Below are 25,329 nucleotides of genomic sequence, written 5' to 3'. Positions count from 1 at the left end.
TTATATGGAAATTAAGCCAATTAAAACAGAAGAAGATTACCAAAGAGCTTTAGATAGATTGGAAATAATCTTTGATTCTGAACCAGGAAGCATTGAAGGTGATGAGTTAGAAATTTTAGGTATCCTAGTGGATCACTACGAAAATGAACATTTGCCCATCGGCTTTCCTGATCCTATTGATGCGATCAAATTTAGAATGGAGCAATTGGGTTACTCTCAAAAAGACCTTGCAAAGGTAGTTGGCTTGAAAAGTAGAGCGAGTGAAATACTAAATAAAAAGCGCAAATTGTCTATTGAAATGATTCGTCATTTACATGAAAAATTAAATATTTCAGCTGAGGTTTTGATAAAGGCGTATTAAAAAAACTTCGGAGCCCCTAAAACTATTTGTCGAATCGAAACAATAATAACCACTAATCCTACCAAAATCATCATGGTTTTTACAGGGATTTTATTGGCTAATTTGGCAGCAATTGGTGCTGCAATGACACCCCCTAGAATTAAACCCAAAATTACTTGCCAATACCCTAATCCAATAACTGTAAAGAAAGTAATTGAACTTGCTAAGGAAACAAAGAATTCTGTAAGGTTTACCGATCCAATGGTGTACTTTGGATGTCGACCTGAAGCAATTAGTGTTGAACTAACAATCGGTCCCCAGCCTCCGCCACCAATGGAATCTAAATATGCTCCAAATAGTGCCAAGATGCCTAAACGTTTGGTTGGCTTCTTTTGAATGCGTTTTACTAAGGCTTTTTTGATGATGATTCCACCTAAGATTAACGTATAAATAGAAACGATTGGTTTAATGTAACCCGCATATTCTTCTAAACTCGATAATAAATAAGCTCCTAATATGGCACCAATGATACCTGGAATGACCAAGGTTTTAAATAATTTGGAATTCACATTGCCAAATTTTAAATGCATATAGCCAGACACACCTGATGTAAATACCTCTGAGGCATGAACACTTGCCGATGCTGCAGCAGGAGTGATGCCCACCGACAATAAAAAAGTAGTTGCTGTTACGCCGTAAGCCATTCCTAAAGCTCCATCAATCATTTGAGCAATGAATCCGCCCAAAACATAATACAATACATCTGGCGTAAGCTCGGTCCACATACCCGAAATTTTTTCCGGAGTGAAATAAGTGAATAATAAATGTCCTACAATCATCAGCGCCAGGGCATTACTGATATGTATGATTACTTCCGTAATGCTTCTTTGCCTATTCCAAATGACCTTTATAGCTTGGAATAAATGCGGAAATTGATTGTTGGTTTTACTGGATTCTGAACTCACTTTAAAAATGTTTTTTGCAAAAGTATAAAAATATATTAAATCTACCAATATAGTAGAGTAAATATTTTTTGAAGAAAAAAGCGTAATTTGCAGTCCTTTTTTAACATCAAACAAAAAATATGCGTACTGAGTATCGTTTTCAGGAGATTGAAAAACAATGGCAAGCCTTTTGGGAAGAAAATAAAACTTTCAAATCTTCTATTAACCCTAACAAGCCTAAGTATTATGTGTTGGATATGTTTCCGTATCCTTCGGGAGCTGGATTACACGTTGGACACCCACTTGGATACATCGCTTCAGATATTATGTCGCGCTACAAGCGTTTGAAAGGATATGAAGTTTTGCACCCGATGGGATTTGATTCTTTTGGTTTACCAGCTGAGCAATATGCGATTCAAACGGGTCAACATCCTGCAATAACCACTGAACAAAATATTACTCGATACATTGAGCAGTTAAAAAATATTGGTTTTTCATTCGATTGGTCAAGAGAAGTACGTACCTCAGATCCATCTTATTATAAATGGACTCAGTGGATTTTCATGCAATTGTTTAACTCTTGGTATAATCAAGATTCCGACAAAGCAGAATCGATAGATACTTTAATAGCCATTTTTAATGAAAAGGGAAGTGTTGGTGTAAAAGTTGTTTGTGATGATGAAACGATTCGTATATCAGCAGAAGAATGGAAATCACTTTCTGAAGACGAAAAATATGAATACCTATTAAACTTCCGTTTAGCCTTTTTAGATGATTCAGTGGTGAACTGGTGTCCGGCATTGGGAACAGTTTTGGCCAATGATGAGGTAAAAGATGGTGTTTCAGAGCGTGGGGGATATCCAGTAGAGCAAAAGAAAATGCGCCAATGGTCGATGCGAATCACTGCTTATGCTGACCGTTTATTGCGTGGATTAGAAGAAGTTGATTGGGTAGATTCTTTGAAAGAACAACAAAGAAACTGGATTGGGAAATCAGTAGGTGCAGAGGTTGATTTCGATATATTTGAACCGGTTGCCAATCTTCAAGATAAAAAAATTAAGGTTTTTACCACTCGCGTGGATACGATTTATGGAGTATCTTTTATGGTACTTGCTCCTGAACATGAATGGGCGATGGATTTAACCACAGCTGCTCAAAAAAATGCGGTTGAGGAATATATCAATTGGGCAAAATCTCGCTCTGAGTTAGATCGTATGTCGGAAGTGAAACAGGTTTCTGGTGTATTCACAGGATCATTTGTGATCAATCCATTCAATGGAGAAAAAGTGCCAATTTATTTGGCGGATTATGTGTTGGCTGGATATGGAACGGGTGCGGTAATGGGTGTGCCAAGTGGGGATCAACGCGACTGGAATTTTGCAACACATTTTAATTTACCAATCATTCCTATTTTAGATGTTCAAAAGGATATCGAAAAACAGGCAGATAATACAAAAGAAGGAAAATACATCAATTCAGGAATGATTGATGGTTTAAGCTATAAAGAAGCTACACAAAAATTAATTACTTGGTTAGAAGAAAAAGGTATCGGAAATGGTAAAGTTCAATATCGAATGCGTAATGCGGTATTTTCTCGTCAGCGTTACTGGGGAGAACCAGTTCCTGTATATTTCAAACCTAGTGCTTCGGGTAAATTATTGCCTTATTTAATTCAGGAAAGTGAATTGCCTTTGGAATTACCTAAAATCGATAAATACCTTCCAACTGAAACAGGGGAGCCACCATTAGGTAGAGCTGCCGATGCTTGGAAGTACCAGGGACAATACGATTACGAATGGTCGACCATGCCAGGTTGGGCAGGATCGTCTTGGTATTGGTATCGTTACATGGATGCTCAAAATAAGGATGCGTTTGCTAGTAAGGAATCTATCGAATATTGGCAGGCAGTGGATTTGTATATCGGTGGTTCAGAACATGCAACCGGACACCTTTTGTACTCTCGTTTTTGGAATAAATTCCTGAAGGATTTAGGTTATGTGAAAGAGGAAGAATTTGCCAAAAAATTGATCAACCAAGGTATGATTCAAGGTCGTTCTAACTTTGTTTATCGTGTAAAAGATTCAGAGAAGGTAACTTTTGTTTCTCATGGATTAAAAGATCAATACGATGTAGCTGCACTACACGTAGATGTTAATATTGTTGATAATGATGTGTTGGATGTGGAGACATTTAAATCGAGCAGAAATGATGTGCCAGCGGATGCTGAATTTATTTTAGAAGATGGAAAATATGTGTGCGGTTGGGAAGTGGAAAAGATGTCGAAGTCGAAATTCAATGTCGTAAATCCTGATGATTTAATTGCCAAATATGGCGCAGATACTTTGCGTGTGTATGAAATGTTCTTGGGTCCTTTAGAACAATTTAAGCCTTGGAATACCAACAGTATATCAGGTTCTCATAACTTCTTAAAAAAGGTTTGGCGTTTGTTTTTTGATGAGGTTTCACAAAAATGTAAGGTGTCAGATGAGGCAGCCACGCCAGAAGAATTAAAGGTGTTGCACACCGCTATTCGCAAGGTGCAAGATGATTTAGATCGTTTTTCTTTCAATACAGTTGTTTCTACTTTAATGATATGTGTGAACGATTTGTCGTCTTTAAAATGTAGTAAAAAAGCGGTTTTAAAAGATTTAGTCTTATTGCTTTCTCCTTATGCCCCACATATTTCAGAAGAATTATGGACGGTACTAGGTGAGCAGGAGGGATCTTTATCTTATGCTACTTTCCCAGAATTTAATGCTTCATATTTGGTGGAGGATTCCTTTAATTACCCGATTTCATTTAATGGAAAAGTGAAATTGACTTTGTCATTCCCAACAGATGCAACTCCACAGGCAATTGAGGAAGCAGTATTGGCCAATGAGCAGGTACAAAAATATCTTGCTGGCGCTACCCCAAAGAAAGTAATTGTGGTTCCGAAAAGAATTGTGAATGTAGTGGTTTAAAGACTCACAATAGTAACCCCAGCGCCGCCGCGATCTGCATGCTCGTCTTCAAATTTACGAACTTGCGGGTAGCGGCGGAGTTGTTCACGCACCAAATTGCGTAAGATGCCATCACCTTTTCCATGTAAGATTTTGACTTCTATGACACCCGTTAGAATAGCATCGTTTAAATAATGGTCAAGCATTCCATAAACTTCTTCACCTCTTTTGCCTCGAAGATCTAATGTGTGAGAAAAATGAGCCATTTTAGAAGTTAGGTCAAGTCCCGTACTCGCGGCATATTTCTTTTTTTCTTGTTTGGGTGCTTTTACCTTAGTCAATCGATTTAATTTGACCGTACTTTTGATGCCACCCAGTGCTACTACAGCATCTTTTGATTTCAATTCTAAAATTTGTGCTAAGGTTGGTTCATTGGTGCCGTTTTCGATCAAAACCCAATCCCCCACAATTAGCTTTCCACTTTCCACTTTCCACTTTTCACTTTTACCTCCAGCTTCGCTAGGGGCTATTTTAAAGTCAAGTCCTTCGGACTTGTTAAAGTTTTCCACTTTCAACTTTTCACTTTGCTCACTCTTTAATTTCGTTTCAACAAAGTTTGCAAGTTCTAGTCGAACTTTTTTTGTACTCTCTTTTTCTGCCTCTTTTTCCTTAATTACTCTAATCGTTTGCTCAATTTTTTGATTTGCTTCCTTAACTAATTTCTTTGCCTCTATTTTTGCCAAATTCAGCATGTTTTTCTTTTCCTCATCCAAATAGGTTTTCAAGGTTTCATATTGTTCCTTAATCGAATTGGATTGTCGGATTCGCTCTTCTAAGGCAGCATTTTTACTTTCCCACAATTGTTTTTCCGTAGAGGTTTCTACCAATAATTTATCAAAATCAACCTGTTTTTTATTGATTTTTTTCTGTGCAGATTGAATAATTGCATCTGGTAAACCAATTTTATGTGCAATTTCAAATGCAAAGGAACTTCCGGGTTTTCCAATTTCCAGTTCATATAGGGGTTCCAAATGAACGGTATCATATTTCATGGCTGCATTGAAAAGTCCTTTCTTATGATCTGCCAAATTTTTCAAATTTCCATAATGGGTATTGATGGCTCCGTAGGATCCTTTATCTGCCAATTTCTCTAAAATTGCTTCCGCAATGGCTCCTCCTAATCCGGGTTCGGTACCCGTACCAAATTCATCTACTAGTAGTAAGGTTTTGGGATTTGCATTTTCCAGAAAATAGCGCATGTTCGACAAATGCGAACTATAGGTACTCAATTCATTTTCCAGGTTTTGGTCATCTCCCATATCCAAAAATATTTGGTGAAAAAATCCCATTTTAGATTGCTCTTTTACTGGCACTAAGCAACCCGTTTGAAATATATATTGTAAAAGTCCAATGGTTGAAAGTGTTACTGATTTACCCCCTGCATTGGGACCTGAAACCACCATGATTCTTTGCTCAGTACTCAATTGAATATTTAAGGGCTTGATCGATTTACCCATTTTTTGCAAGGAAATTTCTAATAATGGGTGTCGAGCCTCTTTCCATAAAAATTCTTGTTTTTCCTCCATCTCTGGCATAATAGCCTTATGGTCAACTGCCCATAAAGCCTTTGCTCGGATAAAATCAATAAGTCCCAACCAATTCATCCATTGCTCAATCATAGGAACTAATGGTCTGACTCTTTCTGATAATTTGGCCAAAATGGCTTGAATTTCTCTTCTTTCAGCCGACTCTAGCGATTTGATTTCATTGTTGGCCGTTAATGCATCGGCAGGTTCTAGGAAAACCGTTTTTCCTGTGTCAGATTCATCCTGAACAAATCCTTTGATTTTTCTTTTATGTTCTGCGGCTATGGGAATAACCATTCGGCCATTTCTGAGCGTCAAAGAAAAGTCCTTACTCACCCAGCCTTCTTTTTGGGCTGTTGAAAGTAATTGATCTAATTTCTTTCGTAATCCCAGTTCTTCAGTGATTTTCTTTCTTCTAATTTCACCTAAAACAGGGGAGGCAGATTCTTTGATTTGTCCGCTGGGGTCAAAGATGTCGCCCAATGCCTGAATGACAGGTAAAAAGGCGCGGTAATCTAGATTTATCTCAAGATTTTTTGTTAAATAATGCTGGGTTAGTTTTCTTAAATTAGGGCTTGTTTCCTCCGATAAATTTTCAAAAAATCGGATACATTTATACAAAACATCTAAGGCTCTTTGCCAATCGCGCCAAGCTTCTGGACTCAAATAATTACCTTCCAAAGAAAGCGGTCCCAACCAAGGTCGTAAATCAATATAATCTGTTTGTGGCCATTCTCCAGCTCGTGCAGCCAGCAAATCTTTCATCTCGGCTACCTGTTCTACCCATTGTTTAACTAAATGAAATTTATTTGAAAATTTCATTTTTTCGGCATATTCCTGACCAAGAACAGAGATGCAATGCTCCTTTATTTGTTCTTGAACGGCTTCAAAACCTAATTTATCTGCTAAATTATTTGGGTAATTCATGCTGGATTAATGCGTAAATTTTGTCAGCTAAAACCTGACTTATTTTTTGATAACTTTCTGCTGTCCATCCAGCAACATGTGGACTGAAAACAGTATTTGGAAAAGATTTGATGTGTTCAAAAAGATTGAAATCTCGTTCCGTCCAAGTGGCTAATTTTTCATTTGGAAACACATCGATTGCTAAACCTTGTATAATTCCCTTTTGAATTCCATAGTGCATACTTTCCAAGCTCATAATTTCACCTCTAGCACTATTTACTAAAACAATTGGCTTTTTGAATTGGTTCAAAAATTTAGCATCTATCATGTTCTTGGTTTCAGAAGTTAATGGAACATGTAAACTAAGAATATCTGCATGCATGAAAATATCTTCCATAGTTGCTGGATATTCAGTTGATGGATGGTATTTGTCAAATGCCAAAATGTTTAATCCAAAAGGTTTTAGTCGTTTGGCCAGAGCTTGACCCATATTTCCATAGCCAATGATTCCAATGGTTTTTCCTTCTAATTCCCAGCCTCTATTGCCTTCTCGGTCCCAAATGTGGTTTCTTACTTCCTGGTCTGATTTTTTTAATTGAGCCGAGAGTATTAATAATTGTCCAATAACATGTTCTGCAACTGCGGCAGAGTTGCCTTCGTTTGCCGCGAACACTTTAATGTTTAATTCTTTTGCTTTTTGAACATCAATTAAATCTAATCCAGCCCCTGCACGGGCAATAAATTGTAGATTTTTCGCTTCTTCTAAAAATGAAGCATCTATTTTGAATTTACTTCTAATGATAAGTCCTGAAATATTTGGAATCAAGGATTGAATAGAGGATAAAGTAGCATCTGGTTGATATAAAACCTTCCAATTCAATTTTTGAAAAGGTTCAAAAATTGCCTCATGAACATCATCAACCACTAAAACTGTTTTCATTTTAGTCGTTCATTCGGTTTTTTACCAAGTCGAGTGCCAAATAAAAGGCATGTAAAAATGAACCTGGATCTGCCTCATTTTTACCAGCAATATCATAAGCCGTTCCATGGTCGGGAGAGGTGCGAATTATGGGTAAACCAGCTGTGTAATTGACGCCAGAATCAAATGCGATATATTTGAAAGGAATTAATCCTTGGTCGTGGTACATTCCTAAAACCCCATCAAATTCCTTGAATTGAGCTTTCCCAAAAAAACCATCTGCCGGGTAGGGGCCAAAAACCAATTGTCCTTTCTGACGGTATTCATCTAATACAGGTTGTATGATTTCTAGTTCTTCTTTTCCTAATAAACCTGATTCTCCAGCATGTGGATTTAGTCCTAATACAGCCAACTTTGGTTTGATGATTTTGAAATCTTCTTTTAAGGAATGTAAAAACAAATCAATTTTTGTTTTCAATAATTCTTTGCTGAGTTTTTTGCTGACCTCTAAAACCGGTAAGTGTCCAGTCGCCACTCCAATTCTGAAATTTTCAGCCACCATCATCATCAAACTTTCCTTTACCTCAAATTTTTGGGTCAGGTATTCTGTATGTCCTGGAAAATTAAATTGTTCTGATTGAATATTGTTTTTATTGATAGGGGCTGTTACCACAGCAGCAATTTTACCGCCATCCAAATCCTTGCAAGCTCTTTCTAAGCAGGCGAATGCTGCAGCTCCTGCTTCTTTAGTTTCTTTACCAGGTTCAACTTGGGTGTTGGCATCATCCCAGCAATTGATTACATGCGCATGAGAATCCTTGATTTTATCTGGACTATCAACCACTTGAAAATGGAAATCACGCATATCAAATTGCTTTTTATAGAAGTTTAAAACCTTTAAAGATCCGTAAACAACTGGTGTGCACCATTGCAATAAAATATTGTGGTTCAAGGCTTTTAAAATAACCTCTGGACCAATTCCATTATAATCTCCAAGCGTTATTCCGATTGCTGGTTTGTTCATGTTAAAAATGAATTTTTATAAGAATATGCAAGTTACTAAATAAAAAATTGACACTAACCCGACAAATGTTAGATTTTTTCAATAAAATGATAATTTTCAGTGATTAAAATGCCATTTTTCATTATTTATTTCAGATTTTTGTAGACTGCACTAAATGAAGTAAAATGCCAAAGTCTCACATTCAGAAAATTACAAGTTTATTGGTCGCAAATCGCGGTGAAATTGCCATCCGTATTATGCGCGCCGCATCCGAATTGGGTATCCGCACAATTGCGGTTTACACCTTTGAGGATCGCTATTCTTTGCATAGATACAAAGCTGATGAAGCTTATCAAATCGGTAAAGAAGACGAACCATTAAAACCTTATTTGGATGTTGAAGGAATTATTGCTCTTTGTAAATCAAAGAATATAGAAGCAGTACATCCAGGATATGGATTTTTATCAGAAAATGTAAACTTAGCTCGTCGTTGTAGAGAAGAAGGTATCGTTTTTGTGGGACCATCTCCAGAGGCAATGAATGCTTTAGGAGACAAGGTTGCTGCCAAAGAGGCTGCCCTGAAGGCAAATGTGCCAATGATTGAAGATTCTAAGGGCGATTTAAGTGATTATTCTTATGCACTTTCAGAAGCTAAACGAATCGGTTTCCCTGTTATGGTTAAAGCAGCTGCAGGTGGTGGCGGTAGAGGAATGCGTGTGGTACGTGCAGAGGAAGATTTGGAAAAATCTTACACAGAAGCAAAAAATGAGGCTAAAAATGCTTTTGGTGATGAAACGATTTTTATCGAAAAGTTCATTGATCAACCCAAACATATTGAAGTGCAGTTGTTGGGTGATAAGCATGGTAATTTAGTTCACTTATATGAGCGTGATTGCTCTGTACAACGTCGTTTTCAAAAAGTAGTTGAGGTGGCGCCTTCTTTTGGATTAAAGGAAGAAACTAAACAAAAACTATATAAATATGCCTTGGCCATTGGAAAGGCAGTAAATTATTACAATGCAGGTACAGTAGAATTTTTGGTTGATAAAGACGAGAATATATTCTTCATCGAAGTTAATCCACGTATCCAAGTAGAACATACGATCACGGAAGAGGTAACTGGAATTGACATTGTTCGAACGCAAATTTTAATTGCACAAAATTATCAATTGTCGGACCCAGGAATTTTCATTCATTCTCAAGAAGAAATTCCTTTGAAGGGATATGCAATTCAGTGTCGTATTACCACAGAAGACCCTGCCAACGGATTTAAACCGGATTTCGGTACGATTATTGCCTACAGAAATGCAGCGGGATTTGGTATTCGTCTAGATGAAGGTTCTTCTTATCCAGGAGTTAAGATTTCTCCTTATTTCGACTCCATGTTGGTGAAAGTGTCTGCCAAAGGTAGAACTTTACGGGGGGCAGCGGAGCGATTGAATCGTGCTTTAACTGAATTTCGTATTCGTGGGGTAAAAACAAATATTCCATTCTTAAGAAATGTTATTCAGCACCCAATTTTCCAAGATGGAAAATGTACGGTGCAGTTTATAGATACACATCAAGAGCTGTTTAAATTTACACCCACTCGCGACCGATCTACAAAGGCTTTACGTTATTTAGGTGAGGTGATCGTAAATGGGAATCCTGATGTTAAAGTAAAGCCTACAACAGCTTTCCGTCACCCAATTATTCCTTCAGTGGAGGCTGGATTAGAGTTTCCAAAAGGTTACAAGCAATTGTTGGATGAATTAGGTCCAGAAAAATTGGCTAAGCAAATACGCGAGCAAAAGAATGTATTATTTACAGATACTACTTTCAGAGATGGTCACCAATCTTTATTGGCTACTCGCGTACGTACTCAAGATATGGTTGCGGTGGCATCTGGTTTTGCTAAATCATTCCCTCAATTATTCTCAATGGAAGTTTGGGGTGGAGCCACCTTTGATGTGGCTATGCGATTCTTGAATGAATCGCCTTGGCAACGTTTAAGAGATTTCAGAGAAGCCATGCCAAACATGTTGCTTCAAATGTTATTCAGAGGTTCTAATGCTGTTGGATATTCGGCATACCCTGATAATTTAATTGAGAAATTTGTAGAGAAATCTGCAGAAGCTGGTATAGATGTATTTAGAATTTTCGATTCATTGAACTGGGTGGAAGCCATGAAGGTTTCTATTCGTGCGGTTCGAGAGCGCACAAATTCAATTGCAGAAGCTGCCATTTGTTATACCGGAGATGTGTTCACAAATGAAAAATACAACCTACAATATTATTTAGATTTAGCTAAACAATTAGAAGATGAAGGAGCGCACATGTTGGCAATCAAAGATATGGCTGGTTTGTTGCGACCTTTTCAAGCGGAGAAATTAGTAACTGAACTTAAGAAATCAATTGATATTCCAATTCATTTACATACACATGATACGGCTTCTATCCAGTCTGCTACCTATTTAAAAGCAATTGAAGCAGGTGTTGATGTGGTTGATGGAGCTTTGGCAGCGATGTCGGGCTTAACTTCTCAACCGAATTTAAACTCTTTGGTTGCCATGATGAAAGGTCAACAAGGTGCTTGTGATATTGATTTGGATGAATTGAATAAATATTCTAATTATTGGGAAGCGGTAAGAAATTGGTATTCTCCTTTTGAGTCTGAATTGAAAGCGGGTACAGCAGAGGTATATGAAAATGAAATTCCAGGTGGACAATATACTAACTTGCGAGGACAAGCAATTGCTTTGGGAGTTGGGGATAAATTTGAATTGTTGAAAGATAATTATTCAGAGGCAAATAAGCTTTTTGGAGATATTGTGAAAGTGACACCTTCTTCAAAAGTAGTGGGTGATATGGCCATTTTTATGACAGCAAATAGCCTCACTGCAGAAGATGTTTATGCAAAAGGTTCATCCTTATCTTTCCCAGAATCAGTTAAGGATTTCTTCAAAGGTGGATTAGGACAACCTTATCAGGGCTTCCCGAAACAATTACAAGAAATTGTATTAAAAGGAGAAACGCCGTTTGAAGGTCGACCAAATGTTTCCTTAAAACCAATTGATTTTGATAAAGATTTTGCTGAGTTTAAAGCAAAATTCCCAGAGGCAGAGGATGGATTTTACGATTATTTATCGTACAAAATGTATCCGAAAGTTTATGAGGATTATTACAAAAATCAATTGTTGTTTGGCGATTTAAGTGCTATGCCAACCCCTGCCTTCTTATATGGTTTGAAACAGGACGAGGAAATTATGATCACTATCGAAGAAGGCAAGACGATTATTGTTAAATATTTGTACATGTCGGAGCCAGATGAATCAGGTTTACGAAATGTTACCTTTGAATTAAATGGTCAAGCCAGAAGAATTAAGGTTTTGGATAAAACCATTAAAATTGAAAGACCTCAGCATATTAAAGCAACTAAAAAAGGAGATATAGGTGCACCATTACAAGGTCGTTTGAGCAGAATATTGGTGAAGCCGGGAGAAGAAGTAAAGAAAAATGCACCACTTTACGTAATTGAAGCCATGAAAATGGAATCAATCGTTTCGGCTCCTTTTGAAGGTATAGTAGGTAATGTAGTATTGAATGAAGGTACAGTAGTTGAACAAGAAGATTTGGTTTTGACCTTAGAAGAAGCTAAGTTGCCAGAACCAGATAAGGAGGAATACTTGTTTGTTTATGGAACTCTTCGAAGAGATTGTGGAAACGATTTACATCGATTGATTGCCCGTAACTCCGACTATGTAGGAATGGCAAATTTCCAAGGAAAAATGTATCAGGTAGCTGATTATCCAGGTATTGTGCCGTCTTCAGATGTAAAAGATCAAGTTGTTGGAGAATTGTATTTATTATCCAATACGATTAAATTATTGAATGTATTGGATGAATACGAAGAGTATGATCCAGAAAATGCTGAAAACAGTTTGTTTGTGCGATCTGAAGTTCAAGTAGAATTGAATGGGGAAACAAAAACAGCTTATGCTTATTTATACAATAGAGCGACAGATTCCTCAACAAAAATTGTTTCAGGTGATTATTTGAAAAAATAAAAATGAAAAAGATTTTCCTTTTTGGTTTATTGATTTTGGGCATTCAATTGAATGCCCAAAGTTCTTTAAAAAAAGCCCATGCGCACAATGATTATGAGCATCAAAAGCCATTTTTTGAGGCATTTCAATTAGGATTTGGCTCTATTGAAGCGGATGTTTTTGCTCACAATGGGGATTTGTTGGTAGCGCACGAAATAGGACATATCAGTGCTTTTAAAAACTTAAAAAATCTTTATATAGATCCCATTGAAGAAATTTTTAAAGAAAAAAGACAAGGAAACTTTCATTTGTTTTTAATAGATTTTAAAACCTCGGCAGATTCAACTTTACCTTTATTGATAAAATCACTTGAGCCTTTGAAGGGATTTGCCCAAAAAGGATTATTGAAAATTGTGATATCGGGAAACAGACCAGCTCCCAAAGATTACATCAAGTATCCGAATTGGATAACTTTTGATGGTCGAAAAGATGAAAATGTTCCTCAATTTGCTCAAGATAGAATTTATTTAGTCTCTGAATCATTTATTAAATTCGGTTTTTGGGATGGAAAAACCCCTATGAAACCTGAAATGAAGGAGAAAATTAAAGCCTTTGTGGATGCTCAACATGCCCTAGGGAAAAAAATCAGATTGTGGGGCACCCCAAATTCCTTGATATGCTACCAAACTCTATTATCTTTAGGACTTGATTATATTGGAACAGACAATTTACAAGAATTGGCTGATTTCTTAAAAACCTATTAAAAATGAAAAGAAGAGAATTTATTCAAAACTCTGCAGCAATTGCAGCTGTAAGTTTTTTGCCTTTTAAAAATTTGTTTGAATCGGCTCAAAGTCAAATCAAAATTGGCTATTCAGCTATTACTTGGGGAGGAAAGGATGTGCAGGCTATTTCAGAAATTGCCTCTTTAGGTTACAAGGGCATTCAATTAAGGGCAAATTCATTTCCAATTTATAAGGATAAACCCCAAGAATTAAAAGACCTATTAGATAAGGCTGGTTTAACACTTGCTATGTTCTCTTCTGGAAATGTGGAAATTGCGGCAGATAAGGTTGAAGCTTCTATTGATCAACATGTGAAACATGCAGAATTTGTTAGTAAATTGGGAGGGAAGGCCATTCAATTGACAAACAGTTTGCGAAAAAATAATCAAGTTCCATCTAAAGAAGAATTGGTTCATTTAGCAGAAGTGATGAATGAAATTGGAGGCAAAACTAAAGCATTTGGCGTTCAAACTACTTACCATAATCACATGCATCAATGGGGTGAAACTCCTGAAGAGGTGGATGTAATTGTTAATTATTTAAATCCAGATAATGTTAAATTGGAATTAGATGTTGCACATTATTTCCAAGGAGGAGGGAATCCGGCAGAAGCAGTTTTGAAATTCAGAAAAGTTCTACATACTCTTCATATTAAAGATGTGGAGGCTCCAATCAAAGGAAAAGATGATCCTAAGTCCTATAAATTTGTTGAACTAGGGCAAGGAAAAGTTAATTTGAATGAGGTTTTTCAAAACCTTACTAAAATCAAATTTTCCGGATGGGCAATCGTTGAACTAGACGGTGTTCCTTCACCAGATAAATCTCCATTGCAGTGCGCAACAACGAGTAAAGAATTCTTGAAGGGGATTGGGCAGATGTAGTGAATTATGAATTATGAGTTATGAGTTATGAGTTATGAATTATGGTTCACTAGCTCACTTATTTATAAAGTATCATGTTTAAAAACAAAAACGCCGCAATAGGCTTTATATTTATTACAATTTTAATTGATGTGTTGGGAATTGGTATTATAGTGCCGGTTATGCCAACTTTGATTAGAAGTTTTACTGGGGGGGACTTAAGTAACGCTTCTCGTTACTCTGGATTTTTGATGGCAAGCTATGCAGTGATGCAATTTTTGTTTTCGCCAATATTGGGTGGACTTTCAGATAAGTTTGGTCGTCGGCCTGTTATTTTAGCCTCTCTATTTGGTTTTTCAGTAGATTATTTGATTTTAGCCAATGCCCCAACCATTTTTTGGTTGTTTTTAGGTCGATTGTTTGCTGGAATCACTGGGGCAAGTTTTACAACCGCTCAGGCTTATATTGCTGATATTTCAAAGCCAGAGGATCGGGCAAAGAACTTTGGGATGGTAGGTGCTGCATTTGGACTGGGCTTTATTGTTGGGCCTGCAATTGGTGGTATGTTAGGACAATTCGGGATTCGTTTCCCTTTTTATGCAGCAGCAGTTTTGACATTTGTGAATGCCCTTTATGGCTATTTTGTGTTGCCTGAATCATTGAACGAAGAGAATAGAAGAGACTTTGATATCAAACGTGCCAATCCATGGGGATCCTTGAAAAATTTAACTAAATTTCCATTAATTGCTGGCTTAGTAGGAGCATACTTCTGCTTGAATTTAGCTGGACAGGCACACCCAAGTACATGGTCTTATTTTACAATGAAAGTGTTTAATTGGACGCCAGCTGAAGTTGGATATTCATTGGCATTTGTTGGCTTAATAGTTGCAATAGTTCAGGGTGGATTAAGTCGCATTTTAACTCCCAAATTAGGTGAGAAAAATTCGGTAAATATTGGCTTGATCTTGTATGGAATAGGTTTTATTTTATTTGCCTATGCTTCCCAATCTTGGATGATGTATGCCTTTATGATTCCTTTTGGACTAGGAGGTATCGCAGGTCCTTCCCTACAAAGTTTGATTACTCAGCAGGTTGCACCAAATGAGCAAGGGGAGTTGCAAGGAGGTTTAACCAGTATGCAGTCTATCACCACAATTATTGGCCCACTTTTTGCTTCTAATTTATTTGCTTATTTTACTAGTGAAAATGCACCTTTTCAATTTCCTGGGGCAGCTTTTTTTGTGGCAGGTATATTAGTTTTTGTTGGTTGGGGAATTGCTATGAAGAGTATTAAATAAGTTGCAAAATCACAACTTTTTTTAATAAATAACATTTTAAATTTGGTTTCTAAAAATTATAACCAATGAAAAAACTACAATTATTATTATCAATTTCTTTACTTTTTGTTTTAGGATTCCAATTGAATGCACAAACAGTTGAAGAAATTATTGCCAAACATGAAACTGCTATGGGAGGTGCCCAAAAATGGTCAGGTTTAAAATCTCTTCGATCAATAAGTAAGTTTTCTATGCAAGGAATGGATATTCAAACAACAATGAATATGTTAGCTGGGAAAGCAATTAAAGTGGAAGTAGAGGTTATGGGTAATAAAATGATTACCTGCTTTGATGGTTCAGGTGCTTGGATGCAGCGTCCAGCCATGATGGGAGGAACAGATAAGCCAGAAGATTTACCTCAAGAACAAGTAGGAAGTTTGAAAAGTCAAATTTTTCCAGGATCTGCTTTAATGAAAGCAAGGGCAGAAGGAAATGCGATTGAAGTTGAAAGTAAGGAGAAATTAGATGGTGCAGACGTTTATGTTTTATCAGCAAAAGATAAAGCAGGAAAAGAAACTGCCATATATGTTTCAGCGAGTACATTTTATGTGCTTAAAACCTCATCTAAATTGAATGTACAAGGTCAAGAAATGGAAGTGGAAGTTTCCTATTCTAACTACAAGTCAGTTGAAGGATTGATGTTTCCTTTTACCATCGAACAACCAAGTCCCATGGGAGGTGGTAAAATGGAGGTAGAGGTTTCTCAAATTGATTTAAATCCAACTATAGATCTTGCATTTTTTGCAAAGGCTAAATAATCCAGAATATTTAGAGATTATAAAAGATGAATGGTAACGTTCATCTTTTATTTTTTTACCTTTGTGAACTTTTAGAAAATATATGAGACAAATACTTATTTTAGGATTAATTGCCTTAGGTTTTTCCTTTAACTCTTGCACAAAAACAAATGAACCAACTACTAAAAGTGAAATCCTTCAATCTACAACATGGATGGTTCAGAGTGTTCAGGCTTCAGGATATTTAACTGGATTGATTTATGAAAGAGGAAGAACTCCAGAAGGTTCGCCCTATGATATGTCTAAAATCCGAGTGCAATTTTTACCCAATGGAAAGGCTTCTGCTATTGATAATACAGGTAATGCGCAAACAACAGGAACATGGACCTTACTGGAAAATGATTCAAAAATATCTATTTCAAGTTCTCAAAATTATTTATTAGATGGTACTGGAAATATTTTATCTCTAACAACTTCTGAGTTTACTTTTTCTGGTGCAAGAACTTACAAGTCTCAATTGGTAGAAGCAACAGTTAAAATGGTTCCTGCTCTTTAATTTTAGGGCAAAAATTGTTGAATATGATTTCTTGCTGTTAAAATAGCTTTTTCGATATCTACTTCAGATCCTTCAAATGCCTTGTCTTCAACTTCTATTACAATAGGCCCTCTGTAGCGAACATCATGCAAAGCCGAAATGAATTTACCCCAATGGATTTCTCCAAGTCCCGGGAGCTTTGGTGAATGATACTCTAAAGGATTGGCCATAATTCCTACTCTATTTAGCTTTTCGGGATACAATTTAACATCCTTTAAGTGGATATGGTGTAACTTTTCCTTGTAATTGTAAATAGGATAGAGGTAATCCATCATTTGCCAAACCATGTGAGATGGGTCGTAATTTAGTCCAAAATTTGATGAAGGAATAATGTTAAATAATTGATCCCAGATTTTTGGAGTGGTCATCAAATTTTTTCCTCCTGGCCATTCGTCATCTGTAAAAAACATGGGGCAATTTTCAATACCAATTTTAATGTCTAAATCATCCGCTAATTCAATTATTTCTGGCCAAACTTCTTTAAATTTTGATATGTTGTAAGCTATAGACTGGTTGTAATCGCGCCCCACAAAGGTGTTTACCCGATCAATGCCTAATACTTTGGCGGCTTTAATGATTTTTTTAATATGTTCCCTATAATAAGCAGCTTGTTTTTCATCCGGATCAAGCGGGTTAGGATAATATCCTAAAGCTGAAATTTGTGTTGGGTGTTTTTCAATTTTCGTTTTTAGTTGAAGTAATTCATCATTACTCAATTGATCTACTGAAATATGCGAAACTCCAGCATATCGTCTCGAATCTGAATTTTGACTTGGCCAACACATTACCTCCACACAGGCAAATTTATTTAAATGGGCAAAATCTAATACTTCAAAGAGATTTTTATTGGGTAAAATGGCAGAAGCAAATCCTAAATCTAGCATGATTTATTTCCAGATAATTTATTTAAAACATAAAATAATACAAATGAAAGGGTAGTGATCCACAAACCAACAGCCTCCCTAGCCAATTCTTGATTGTGAGTTTTCATGCTTAAACCATCTGTTATAAATCCTTCCCAAGCATCCATTTCTGTCCAGATTTGTAAACCAGCTGCAAAAGACATAATTGTTGCTAAAGTTAGAACCTCACAATTTATTTTTTCCTGAGAAGCTCGGAAGGCAATATATGCTGAAATTAAATATGGCGGAATCCAGATGATAGGATCTGGGTCATTTAATTGCCAATAAGCAAATAATAAAAAGATAAGAGTGAATAAATAACCAAGGTATTTCATTGTATTTTTCATAGGTATTTTGTTTAGTCTTCACAAATTTGATGCCAAGCTTGCTGGGCACCTGGATAATCTAAATCTTGGGCTTGTTTCAAGGAAAGGCAGGCCTTTTCTTTAGAATTAGAATAAAAATAACTCAAACCCATCGCATAAAATGCCTTTCCAAATTTAGGATTTATTTGAATACATTTTTCAAAATCCTGTAGGGCATTGGGGTAGTTTTTTTGTTGAAAGTAAATATTTCCTCGGTTGTACCAGGCATCAATATTATTGGGATTCAACGTTGTGGTTTTTGTGAAATCATTTATTCCCGCCTGAACATCACCTAACGCAGCTAAAATGATACCACGTTTCAAATATGCCTCACTCGAATCAGGTGCAATTTTAACACTTGCTTGGGCATATTTTAGGGCAGTTTTCCAATCATTTTTACCCATTTGAATATCCACCATATTTAAATTTGCAGCATAGTAGGAAGGCTTAATTTCTAATGCTTTCAAATAGCTTTGTTCTGCTTCAGCTGTGTTTTTTTGTTGAAATAAAATAACACCTTTTAGGTTATGGGCTTCGGCAAATCCTGGATTTTTGGATAAAGCTTTGTTTGTTGCATCTAGCGCCGGTTGAAGTTCACCTTTTTGTAAACGGGTCTTTGCTTCTTTGAGCCAAGTTTCTTCAGAAGAACTACAATTGGAAAAAAGAAAAAGACTGCAAAATAAAATTTGAATTAATCTCATCGATAAATTTGAAAATAATTTACAAAGGAAGCTTTTTATTCCGTACTAATTTTGAAAAAAGCCGATTTTTTTGCAATTTTGTGTCGGCAAATTACCAGCTCCCGCTGAATCCCCCAGGTCTTGATCGAAGCAAGGGTAGGTTGGTTGTAGCGGTGAATTTGCCATTTTTTTGTTCAAACAAATCCAATCACAATGAAATTTTTTATCGATACTGCCAATTTAGATCAAATTCGTGAAGCCCAAGATTTAGGTGTTTTAGATGGTGTAACTACTAATCCGTCTTTGATGGCTAAGGAGGGAATAAGTGGAAAAGAAAATGTGATAAAGCATTACAAGGCTATTTGTGATATCGTAGACGGAGATGTTTCTGCAGAAGTAATTGCAACTGATTACGAAGGGATGATTCGTGAAGGTGAAGAATTAGCTGCTTTAGATAGCAAAATCGTTGTAAAAATTCCGATGATCAAAGACGGAGTTAAAGCATTAAAGTATTTTTCTTCTAAAGGAATAAAAACAAATTGTACATTAGTGTTTTCAGCAGGACAAGCCTTATTAGCTGCTAAAGCTGGAGCAACCTATGTTTCCCCATTTATTGGTCGTTTAGATGATATCTCATTTGATGGTTTAGAATTGATCGAGCAAATTCGTTTGATTTACGATAATTACCAATACGATACCCAAATTTTAGCGGCATCTGTTCGTCATTCAATGCATATATTAAAATGTGCTGAAATAGGATCAGATGTTATGACAGGACCTTTGTCAGCTATTTTAGCTCTTTTGAAACATCCATTAACTGACAGTGGTTTAGCGACTTTCTTGGCTGATCACGCAAAAGCAAATTCAGGAAAATAATACAATGGCAGAACCAATTTTGAGTTTTGATCAGGTGACCATTTTGCAAGAAGGAGTTCCTACCTTGCAAAATGTTTCATTTCAATTGAATCCAGGCGATTTTGCCTATTTGGTAGGTAAGTCGGGATCAGGGAAAAGTACTTTGTTTAGAGCTATTTTTTCCGAACTACCCATTGAAATTGGAATGGCTTCTGTAGCTGGATTTAATCTGAATCAAATTCAAAAAAAAGAGGTTCCTTTTTTAAGGAGAAAGCTGGGATTTGTTTTCCAAGATTTTCAACTTTTAACTGACAGAAACGTAGAAAAGAATCTTTCTTTCGTTTTAGAAGCAACAGGACATACAAATAAGGCAGAAATCAATACCAAAATTGAAGAGGTTTTGGCAAAAGTTGGCATGTCAAATGCTATTCACAAAAAAATTCACAAATTATCAGGAGGAGAACAACAGCGCATTTCAATCGCGCGTGCCTTATTGAATAATCCCGTACTAATTTTAGCAGACGAACCAACAGGGCACTTAGATCCAGAGGTTTCCAAAGAAATTTTGATGCTATTCAAAGAGTTAAATCAACAAGGGACTACTTTATTGATCGCATCCCACGATTATTCAACAATCCGACAATTTCCTGGTAGATATTTTAAATGTGAAAATAATACCATTCAGGAAATTGCTGGAGTCTAATTATTTTTTCGAGCTTAAATAAACAATCGGTACGATACATTCTTCCATGGAAATTCCGCCATGTTGAAACGTGTTTTTATAGTGCTGTACGTAATGGTTGTAATTATTTGGATAGGCTAAAAAGGAATCTTCCTTGGAAAAAACATAGGAGGTAGAAACATTAATTTTGGGTAAAAATACAGCATCCGGATTTTTCACAACCATAATTTTGTTGGTATTGTCATAATTCAAATTCTTGCCGTGTTTGTACCTCAAATTGGTATTTGTGCTCTTATCGCCAATTATTTTTACGGGGTTTTGTACTCGAATCATTCCATGGTCTGTAGTGATAATGACACGCCCTTTCTTTGCATAGATTTTTTTCAAAAATTCAAATAAGGCCGAATGTTGAAACCAGCTGGCTGTTAAACTTCTGTAGGCTGATTCGTCGGGAGAAAGTTGTTTGATCACCGACATATCCGTTCTGGCATGTGAAAGCATATCCACAAAATTGAATACAACCACATTTAAATTGTTGTTTAAGAGGTTGTTGAAATTGTCCAGCAATGCCTTTTCATGGTACTGATGGATAATTTTGTGATAACTGGTTTTAGCCTGAATTTTCAAGCGTTTTAATTGCTCTTGAAGAAAAAATTCTTCGTTATGATTGAAGCCCTCCTCATCTGTTGAATCACCTAAATCATTTATCCATTTCTCGGGATATTTTTTCTGAATTTCTGAAGGCATCATTCCAGCAAAAATTGAATTTCTTGCGTACGCTGTTGTAGTAGGTAGGATAGAATAATAACTGTTCTCGATTTCAGGTTTAAAATAGTCGCTCAGTAAGTTTTCTAAAATCTTCCATTGATCCATTCGTAGATTATCAATCAAGATAAAAAACAGGGGAGATTTATCATTGATATGAGGAAAAACATGCTTTCGCATGATTTTATGAGATAAAATAGGACTGTTTTCATCAGGTTGATTCAACCAATTTTCATATTCTTTTTCTACAAATTTGGCAAATTGTTTATTTGCTTCTTGTTTTTGGTCTTGTAAGATGGGTGCCATTGATTTGTTTTCTGTCAAATCAATTTCTAATTCCCAAAAGACTAATTTTTGGTAAATTTCAGCCCATTCTTGTGCGGTTAATTTGTTTTGGTATTGAATGGATAATTCGGCAAATTCTTGTCGGTAATTACTATTTGTATGTACCTCTTCCAGCTTTTTACGCTCCATTATTTTTTTTATGGAGAGCAACAATTGACTGGGATTGATGGGTTTTATTAAATAATCTGATATCTTTGAGCCAATAGCTTCTTCCATTATTTCTTCTTCCTCAGATTTTGTAATCATTACAACTGGCAAGTTGGGTTTTTGTTTTTTGATTTCAACTAAAACCTCTAAACCCGTCATCCCAGGCATGTTTTCATCTAAAAAAATTAGGTCAAAAGATTCTGTTTGGATGGCATCAATTGCATCTAATCCAGAATTGGCGGTTTTGACTTGAAGACCTTTTCCTTCTAAAAATATAATTAATGGTTTGAGTAAATCTATCTCATCATCTGCCCAAAGTATCGAATAATTCATACGTTTTTTATGCTATAAACTTAAAGTTCTCGGTTTTATTGCAATCTAAAAAATTAATAATTGTTAAAGGGGTAAAATTCCTTATAAAATATAAATTTAGGTATATTTACAATTCGAATTAAATCGAAATGGCCAGAGAAAATCCAATTTATTTTACAGAGGAAGCAAAGGAATATTTTTTGAATTTATTGTCTTCAAATTCATTTCCAGAACCTTTTTTACGGATTGGAATGAATGGAGGGACGTGTGGAGGTTCTTTTGTATTGGGATTTGACACTAAGACTGATTTCGATGATGAATTTGAAGTGGAGGGTATCCCATTGGTAATTGATAAACGTCAATTACTTTTTGTTATGGGCACAGAAGTTGTTTTTGAGGCCCGTGCAAATGGTTTTTATTTACATAAACCCAGTAAATCATGAAATTTGCGGCAATAGATATTGGATCCAACGCTGCTCGATTGCAAATATCGAGTGTATTGGATAATGAAGGACAAATGTCTTTTAAGCGGGTTGAATATGTTCGTTTTGCCTTGCGTTTGGGACATGATGTGTTTACCAATGGTGAAATTTCTCCGGAATCGGAGGTTCGTATATTTAAATTATTGCATTCTTATAAATTGTTAATGGAATTGCATGAGGTACGCGATTATGCCATTTGTGCAACTTCCGCAATGAGAGAGGCGGCAAATTCGGGACCAATTGTCACCAGAATCCAGAAGATTCTGGATATGAAAATCAATATCATAGAAGGAAACAGGGAGGCTGAATTGATTAATGATGTAGTTGTGAAATCATTGCATCCACAAAAAAATTATTTACACATTGATGTTGGGGGTGGTTCTACAGAACTTAACATTTATCAAAATCACCAGAAAATAGCTTCTAAATCTTTTAAAATTGGCTCTGTACGTTTGCTAGAAGGAAAGGAAAAGGAGGGAGATTGGGATAAAATGAAGCGTTGGATTGCCACACAAATGGAAGAAATTAAAGGCCCTATTACTGCAGTTGGTACTGGTGGAAACATCAATAAATTGTATAATTTGTCAGACAATGCCGACGACTCCAAAACAATTGGATTTGTAGAATTAAATCGTATTGCTGATTATGTAGCCTCATTTTCTTATGAAGATCGTGTGCATAAATTGCGATTAAATACAGATCGTGCTGACGTAATTGTTCCTGCGGCATCTATTTATCTTTCTGCCATGAAAGAGGCTGGTTGTCAAGAAATCTTTGTGCCAGATTTAGGCCTGAAGGATGGGATAATTCAATTGTTGTATGATCGATACTTACGAAAGTTGAAAGTTGAAAGTTGAAAGTGAAAAGTTAAAAGTGGAAAATTATTATTCCATTTCCACTTTCCACTTTCCACTTTCAACTTTCAACTTAATTAGCTATTCTATACAAAAAACCTAAGCTAATGGCTTGAGAAAACTGCCAATTGGGATCTTGATCGCGGTCGCGCAGAAGGATGGCTTGCAAATTGGCGTTTACATATTTGTTTACCTTCATAGAAACCGTTGTATCAAATCTATGAACGTAGGTTCCTGGTTGGTTTAAACGGAAATAATCAAAAAGTCCTGAATATCTCGTTTTTAAATTAATGTTTTCAAATATCTCTTTTTCGTAATTGAAAATTACTTGCAAAACGAATTGGTTACGGATGTTATCTCCTGGTTTTTCTAAACCATAAAGTCCCGCATTTGAAATACGTTTATCCAGAACAAAAGTTTGTCGAAGGGAACCTACACCGAATCGTGTAAAAAATTCCTTAGTTGGATGTACCTCAAAACCTAGTGATGAGGTAAGGTATGCTGGGGCAAATAAACTAGAAACGAGAGAATCCACTGGTGTCCCCAATTTATTTTTTTTTCCGTATTCATAACCTGTTAAAAATTGTGTTTGGAAGTTAGTTGAGCCGAAAAAATCCCATTTAGGACTGATTTTATAACCTGCCTTGAATTCATAAAATATTCGATCAAGGTTTTTTCGTATGCCCAATCCATTGTTTTGAAGAAAACCTAGTTGCATGTCGAGGTCTGAGGTCATTCGCCAGCCTGAATTGTCGAATTTGGCATTGTGTTTAAGAAACCATCCACCTGCAAATGTATTTGAGCCACCTGATTTCCAGTTTTCAGAAAAAGACGATTGGTTTAAGTTTGCACCTATTTGAAAATCTTTTTTCCATAAACTTACAGGTTTGGTCGCTACTGAATCTGCTCCGTCTGAACTACCCAAAAGAAGGCTTGGGCTGGCTAAAAATAATCCAATAATAATAATTAGGGCTCTCATATTTCCTACAAAATTATTTTGAAAATTAGGTTTATCCTATTTTTTCTAATGAAATTTGGACAGTTCCACTAAAATTTTCATTTGGTTTTAATTGTAATAATCCTTCAAAAGTGTTGAAACAATCTGTATTTCCTGTCATGGGTTCTAAGGCTATGCATTCCTTGTTTTCTGGACAAAATGCTACGAAATAAGGGAATTTAGAGGAATCAAATGAAAGATTTAAAGCAAGGTTGCTTTGGGTGTGTGCCAAAGTAACTTTTGTTAATTTCTTTTGTTCAAGTAAATATACATTGTCTGGTTTTTCTTCCAAAAGTTTCATTCCATCAGCTGCCTGGAAAGGAACTGCCTTAAGGGGAATCATTTGGCTGTCTGAAAGGTATTTTTCAATGGAATTAAAATATAAGGTCAAATCATTTAATTGATTGCCCAATTGAAAATAAGGGTGCCAGCCCGTGGCAAATGGCATATTAGTTTCTCCCATATTTTTACAAGATATGGTGAATTCAAATTGTCCATTGGTTTTCAATGAATAGCTTAGGTAGCTTTCAAATGGGAATGGGAATCCTTCAAAATCGTTTGAATAGCTACTTTTTAGGATAATCTTGGCTTCTTGCTCATTGCAAATCTCTTCAAAGATTTCAAATTTACGCCTTGCCATAAATCCATGAATTGCATTTCCTAAATTGGTTTCATTGATAGGTAGTTGGTAGTTTTTTCCTAAAAAGGAATAATTTCCATTTCGCACCCGATTAACCCAAGGCATTAGCAAACCACTGGGGTAGAAGGGGTTTTCATGTAAATGATATTTTTGATGATAAGGTATGGTAATCAATTCATGTAATTCGTTAGCCTCTTTTAATTTCAAGGACATCAAAGTACCACCCACACTTGCATTGATGCAAGCAGATTCATTTGATAAAGGATTTAAGATTTTAATAATCGAATCCCCATTTGTTTCAACAATTTCTATTTCCATAACTCA

At 36.0% G+C, this 25,329-nt stretch carries 22 protein-coding genes; 12 read left to right on the top strand and 10 right to left on the bottom strand.

Annotation, left to right across the window (positions count from 1 at the left end):
* Window positions 1–4 precede the first annotated feature (4 nt).
* Window positions 5–361: a helix-turn-helix domain-containing protein gene (locus EOJ36_RS06455; protein ID WP_127803563.1), complete on the top strand. Its 357-nt coding sequence runs from the start codon at window positions 5–7 to the stop codon at window positions 359–361.
* On the opposite strand, the gene EOJ36_RS06450 is transcribed toward EOJ36_RS06455, so the two are convergent.
* Window positions 358–1,251 carry a sulfite exporter TauE/SafE family protein gene (locus EOJ36_RS06450; RefSeq protein WP_238944445.1) on the bottom strand — a complete coding sequence of 298 codons (894 nt, stop codon included), beginning with the start codon at window positions 1,249–1,251 and terminating at the stop codon, window positions 358–360. The two genes, EOJ36_RS06455 and EOJ36_RS06450, sit on opposite strands and share 4 nt — an antisense overlap.
* Window positions 1,252–1,424: 173 nt before the next feature.
* On the opposite strand from EOJ36_RS06450, the gene leuS reads away from it, so the two are divergent.
* The gene (gene leuS, locus EOJ36_RS06445; RefSeq protein WP_127803561.1) at window positions 1,425–4,247 is read left to right on the top strand and encodes a leucine--tRNA ligase; all 2,823 of its coding nucleotides are present in this window, start codon (window positions 1,425–1,427) and stop codon (window positions 4,245–4,247) included.
* Here leuS and EOJ36_RS06440 read toward each other — a convergent pair.
* The 3 genes from EOJ36_RS06440 to pdxA are packed head-to-tail and all read right to left on the bottom strand — an operon-like array spanning window position 4,244 to window position 8,661.
* Window positions 4,244–6,739, bottom strand: a complete 2,496-nt coding sequence (locus EOJ36_RS06440) for an endonuclease MutS2 (protein WP_127803559.1) — start codon at window positions 6,737–6,739, stop codon at window positions 4,244–4,246. The genes leuS and EOJ36_RS06440 overlap by 4 nt on opposite strands.
* A complete protein-coding gene (locus tag EOJ36_RS06435) occupies window positions 6,723–7,658 on the bottom strand; it encodes an NAD(P)-dependent oxidoreductase (RefSeq protein ID WP_127803557.1) in 936 nt (311 codons plus the stop codon). The genes EOJ36_RS06440 and EOJ36_RS06435 overlap by 17 nt, the downstream gene beginning before the upstream one ends.
* Before the next feature lies 1 nt (window position 7,659).
* On the bottom strand, window positions 7,660–8,661 hold the full coding sequence (pdxA, locus tag EOJ36_RS06430) for a 4-hydroxythreonine-4-phosphate dehydrogenase PdxA (protein WP_127803555.1): 1,002 nt from the start codon (window positions 8,659–8,661) through the stop codon (window positions 7,660–7,662).
* A 164-nt stretch (window positions 8,662–8,825) separates the two neighbouring features.
* Here pdxA and EOJ36_RS06425 point away from each other — a divergent pair, with 164 nt between their 5' ends.
* The 6 genes from EOJ36_RS06425 to EOJ36_RS06400 all read left to right on the top strand — a co-directional run bounded on the left by EOJ36_RS06425 (window position 8,826) and on the right by EOJ36_RS06400 (window position 16,940).
* Window positions 8,826–12,686 carry a pyruvate carboxylase gene (locus EOJ36_RS06425; RefSeq protein ID WP_127803553.1) on the top strand — a complete coding sequence of 1,287 codons (3,861 nt, stop codon included), beginning with the start codon at window positions 8,826–8,828 and terminating at the stop codon, window positions 12,684–12,686.
* A 2-nt stretch (window positions 12,687–12,688) separates the two neighbouring features.
* Window positions 12,689–13,429 (top strand): PI-PLC domain-containing protein, encoded by a 741-nt coding sequence (locus EOJ36_RS06420; protein ID WP_127803552.1) that lies wholly within the window; start codon window positions 12,689–12,691, stop codon window positions 13,427–13,429.
* 2 nt (window positions 13,430–13,431) lie between these two features.
* Window positions 13,432–14,331, top strand: coding sequence for a sugar phosphate isomerase/epimerase family protein (locus tag EOJ36_RS06415; RefSeq protein WP_127803550.1), 900 nt, complete (start codon window positions 13,432–13,434; stop codon window positions 14,329–14,331).
* Between the two features lie 74 nt (window positions 14,332–14,405).
* The gene (locus EOJ36_RS06410; protein ID WP_127803548.1) at window positions 14,406–15,608 is read left to right on the top strand and encodes a TCR/Tet family MFS transporter; all 1,203 of its coding nucleotides are present in this window, start codon (window positions 14,406–14,408) and stop codon (window positions 15,606–15,608) included.
* Between the two features lie 65 nt (window positions 15,609–15,673).
* Window positions 15,674–16,405 (top strand): DUF4292 domain-containing protein, encoded by a 732-nt coding sequence (locus EOJ36_RS06405; RefSeq protein ID WP_127803546.1) that lies wholly within the window; start codon window positions 15,674–15,676, stop codon window positions 16,403–16,405.
* Between the two features lie 82 nt (window positions 16,406–16,487).
* On the top strand, window positions 16,488–16,940 hold the full coding sequence (locus EOJ36_RS06400) for a hypothetical protein (RefSeq protein ID WP_127803544.1): 453 nt from the start codon (window positions 16,488–16,490) through the stop codon (window positions 16,938–16,940).
* A 2-nt stretch (window positions 16,941–16,942) separates the two neighbouring features.
* Here the strand turns inward: EOJ36_RS06400 and EOJ36_RS06395 are convergent, their stop codons facing one another.
* Genes EOJ36_RS06395 through EOJ36_RS06385 form a run of 3 tightly spaced genes read right to left on the bottom strand, consistent with a single transcriptional unit; the run spans window position 16,943 to window position 18,947 of the window.
* Window positions 16,943–17,863, bottom strand: coding sequence for a sugar phosphate isomerase/epimerase family protein (locus EOJ36_RS06395; RefSeq protein ID WP_127803542.1), 921 nt, complete (start codon window positions 17,861–17,863; stop codon window positions 16,943–16,945).
* Window positions 17,857–18,228: a transmembrane 220 family protein gene (locus tag EOJ36_RS06390; RefSeq protein ID WP_127803540.1), complete on the bottom strand. Its 372-nt coding sequence runs from the start codon at window positions 18,226–18,228 to the stop codon at window positions 17,857–17,859. Before EOJ36_RS06390 ends, EOJ36_RS06395 begins: the two co-directional genes overlap by 7 nt.
* 11 nt (window positions 18,229–18,239) lie before the next feature.
* Window positions 18,240–18,947, bottom strand: coding sequence for a tetratricopeptide repeat protein (locus EOJ36_RS06385; protein ID WP_127803538.1), 708 nt, complete (start codon window positions 18,945–18,947; stop codon window positions 18,240–18,242).
* A gap of 192 nt (window positions 18,948–19,139) precedes the next feature.
* On the opposite strand from EOJ36_RS06385, the gene fsa reads away from it, so the two are divergent.
* On the top strand, window positions 19,140–19,802 hold the full coding sequence (fsa, locus tag EOJ36_RS06380; RefSeq protein WP_127803536.1) for a fructose-6-phosphate aldolase: 663 nt from the start codon (window positions 19,140–19,142) through the stop codon (window positions 19,800–19,802).
* 4 nt (window positions 19,803–19,806) lie between these two features.
* Entirely contained in the window at window positions 19,807–20,484 is a 678-nt protein-coding gene (locus EOJ36_RS06375) for a cell division ATP-binding protein FtsE (RefSeq protein ID WP_127803533.1), read from the top strand.
* Here the strand turns inward: EOJ36_RS06375 and porX are convergent, their stop codons facing one another.
* Window positions 20,485–22,053: a T9SS response regulator signal transducer PorX gene (gene porX, locus EOJ36_RS06370; RefSeq protein WP_127803531.1), complete on the bottom strand. Its 1,569-nt coding sequence runs from the start codon at window positions 22,051–22,053 to the stop codon at window positions 20,485–20,487.
* A 128-nt stretch (window positions 22,054–22,181) separates the two neighbouring features.
* Here porX and EOJ36_RS06365 point away from each other — a divergent pair, with 128 nt between their 5' ends.
* Both EOJ36_RS06365 and EOJ36_RS06360 read left to right on the top strand, forming a co-directional pair.
* Entirely contained in the window at window positions 22,182–22,475 is a 294-nt protein-coding gene (locus EOJ36_RS06365; protein WP_127803529.1) for a HesB/IscA family protein, read from the top strand.
* Entirely contained in the window at window positions 22,472–23,371 is a 900-nt protein-coding gene (locus EOJ36_RS06360; RefSeq protein ID WP_127803527.1) for a Ppx/GppA phosphatase family protein, read from the top strand. The genes EOJ36_RS06365 and EOJ36_RS06360 overlap by 4 nt, the downstream gene beginning before the upstream one ends.
* Before the next feature lie 70 nt (window positions 23,372–23,441).
* On the opposite strand, the gene EOJ36_RS06355 is transcribed toward EOJ36_RS06360, so the two are convergent.
* Both EOJ36_RS06355 and EOJ36_RS06350 read right to left on the bottom strand, forming a co-directional pair.
* On the bottom strand, window positions 23,442–24,347 hold the full coding sequence (locus tag EOJ36_RS06355) for a DUF3078 domain-containing protein (protein WP_127803525.1): 906 nt from the start codon (window positions 24,345–24,347) through the stop codon (window positions 23,442–23,444).
* A gap of 31 nt (window positions 24,348–24,378) precedes the next feature.
* Complete coding sequence (locus tag EOJ36_RS06350) at window positions 24,379–25,323, bottom strand: aldose 1-epimerase (protein ID WP_127803523.1); 945 nt, start codon at window positions 25,321–25,323, stop codon at window positions 24,379–24,381.
* Window positions 25,324–25,329: the final 6 nt, after the last annotated feature.

The organism is Sandaracinomonas limnophila, from assembly GCF_004005965.1.
GTDB lineage: Bacteria > Bacteroidota > Bacteroidia > Cytophagales > Spirosomataceae > Sandaracinomonas > Sandaracinomonas limnophila.
Note: the sequence above shows the minus strand (reverse complement) of the source record. Positions and strands in the feature narration are given on the sequence as shown.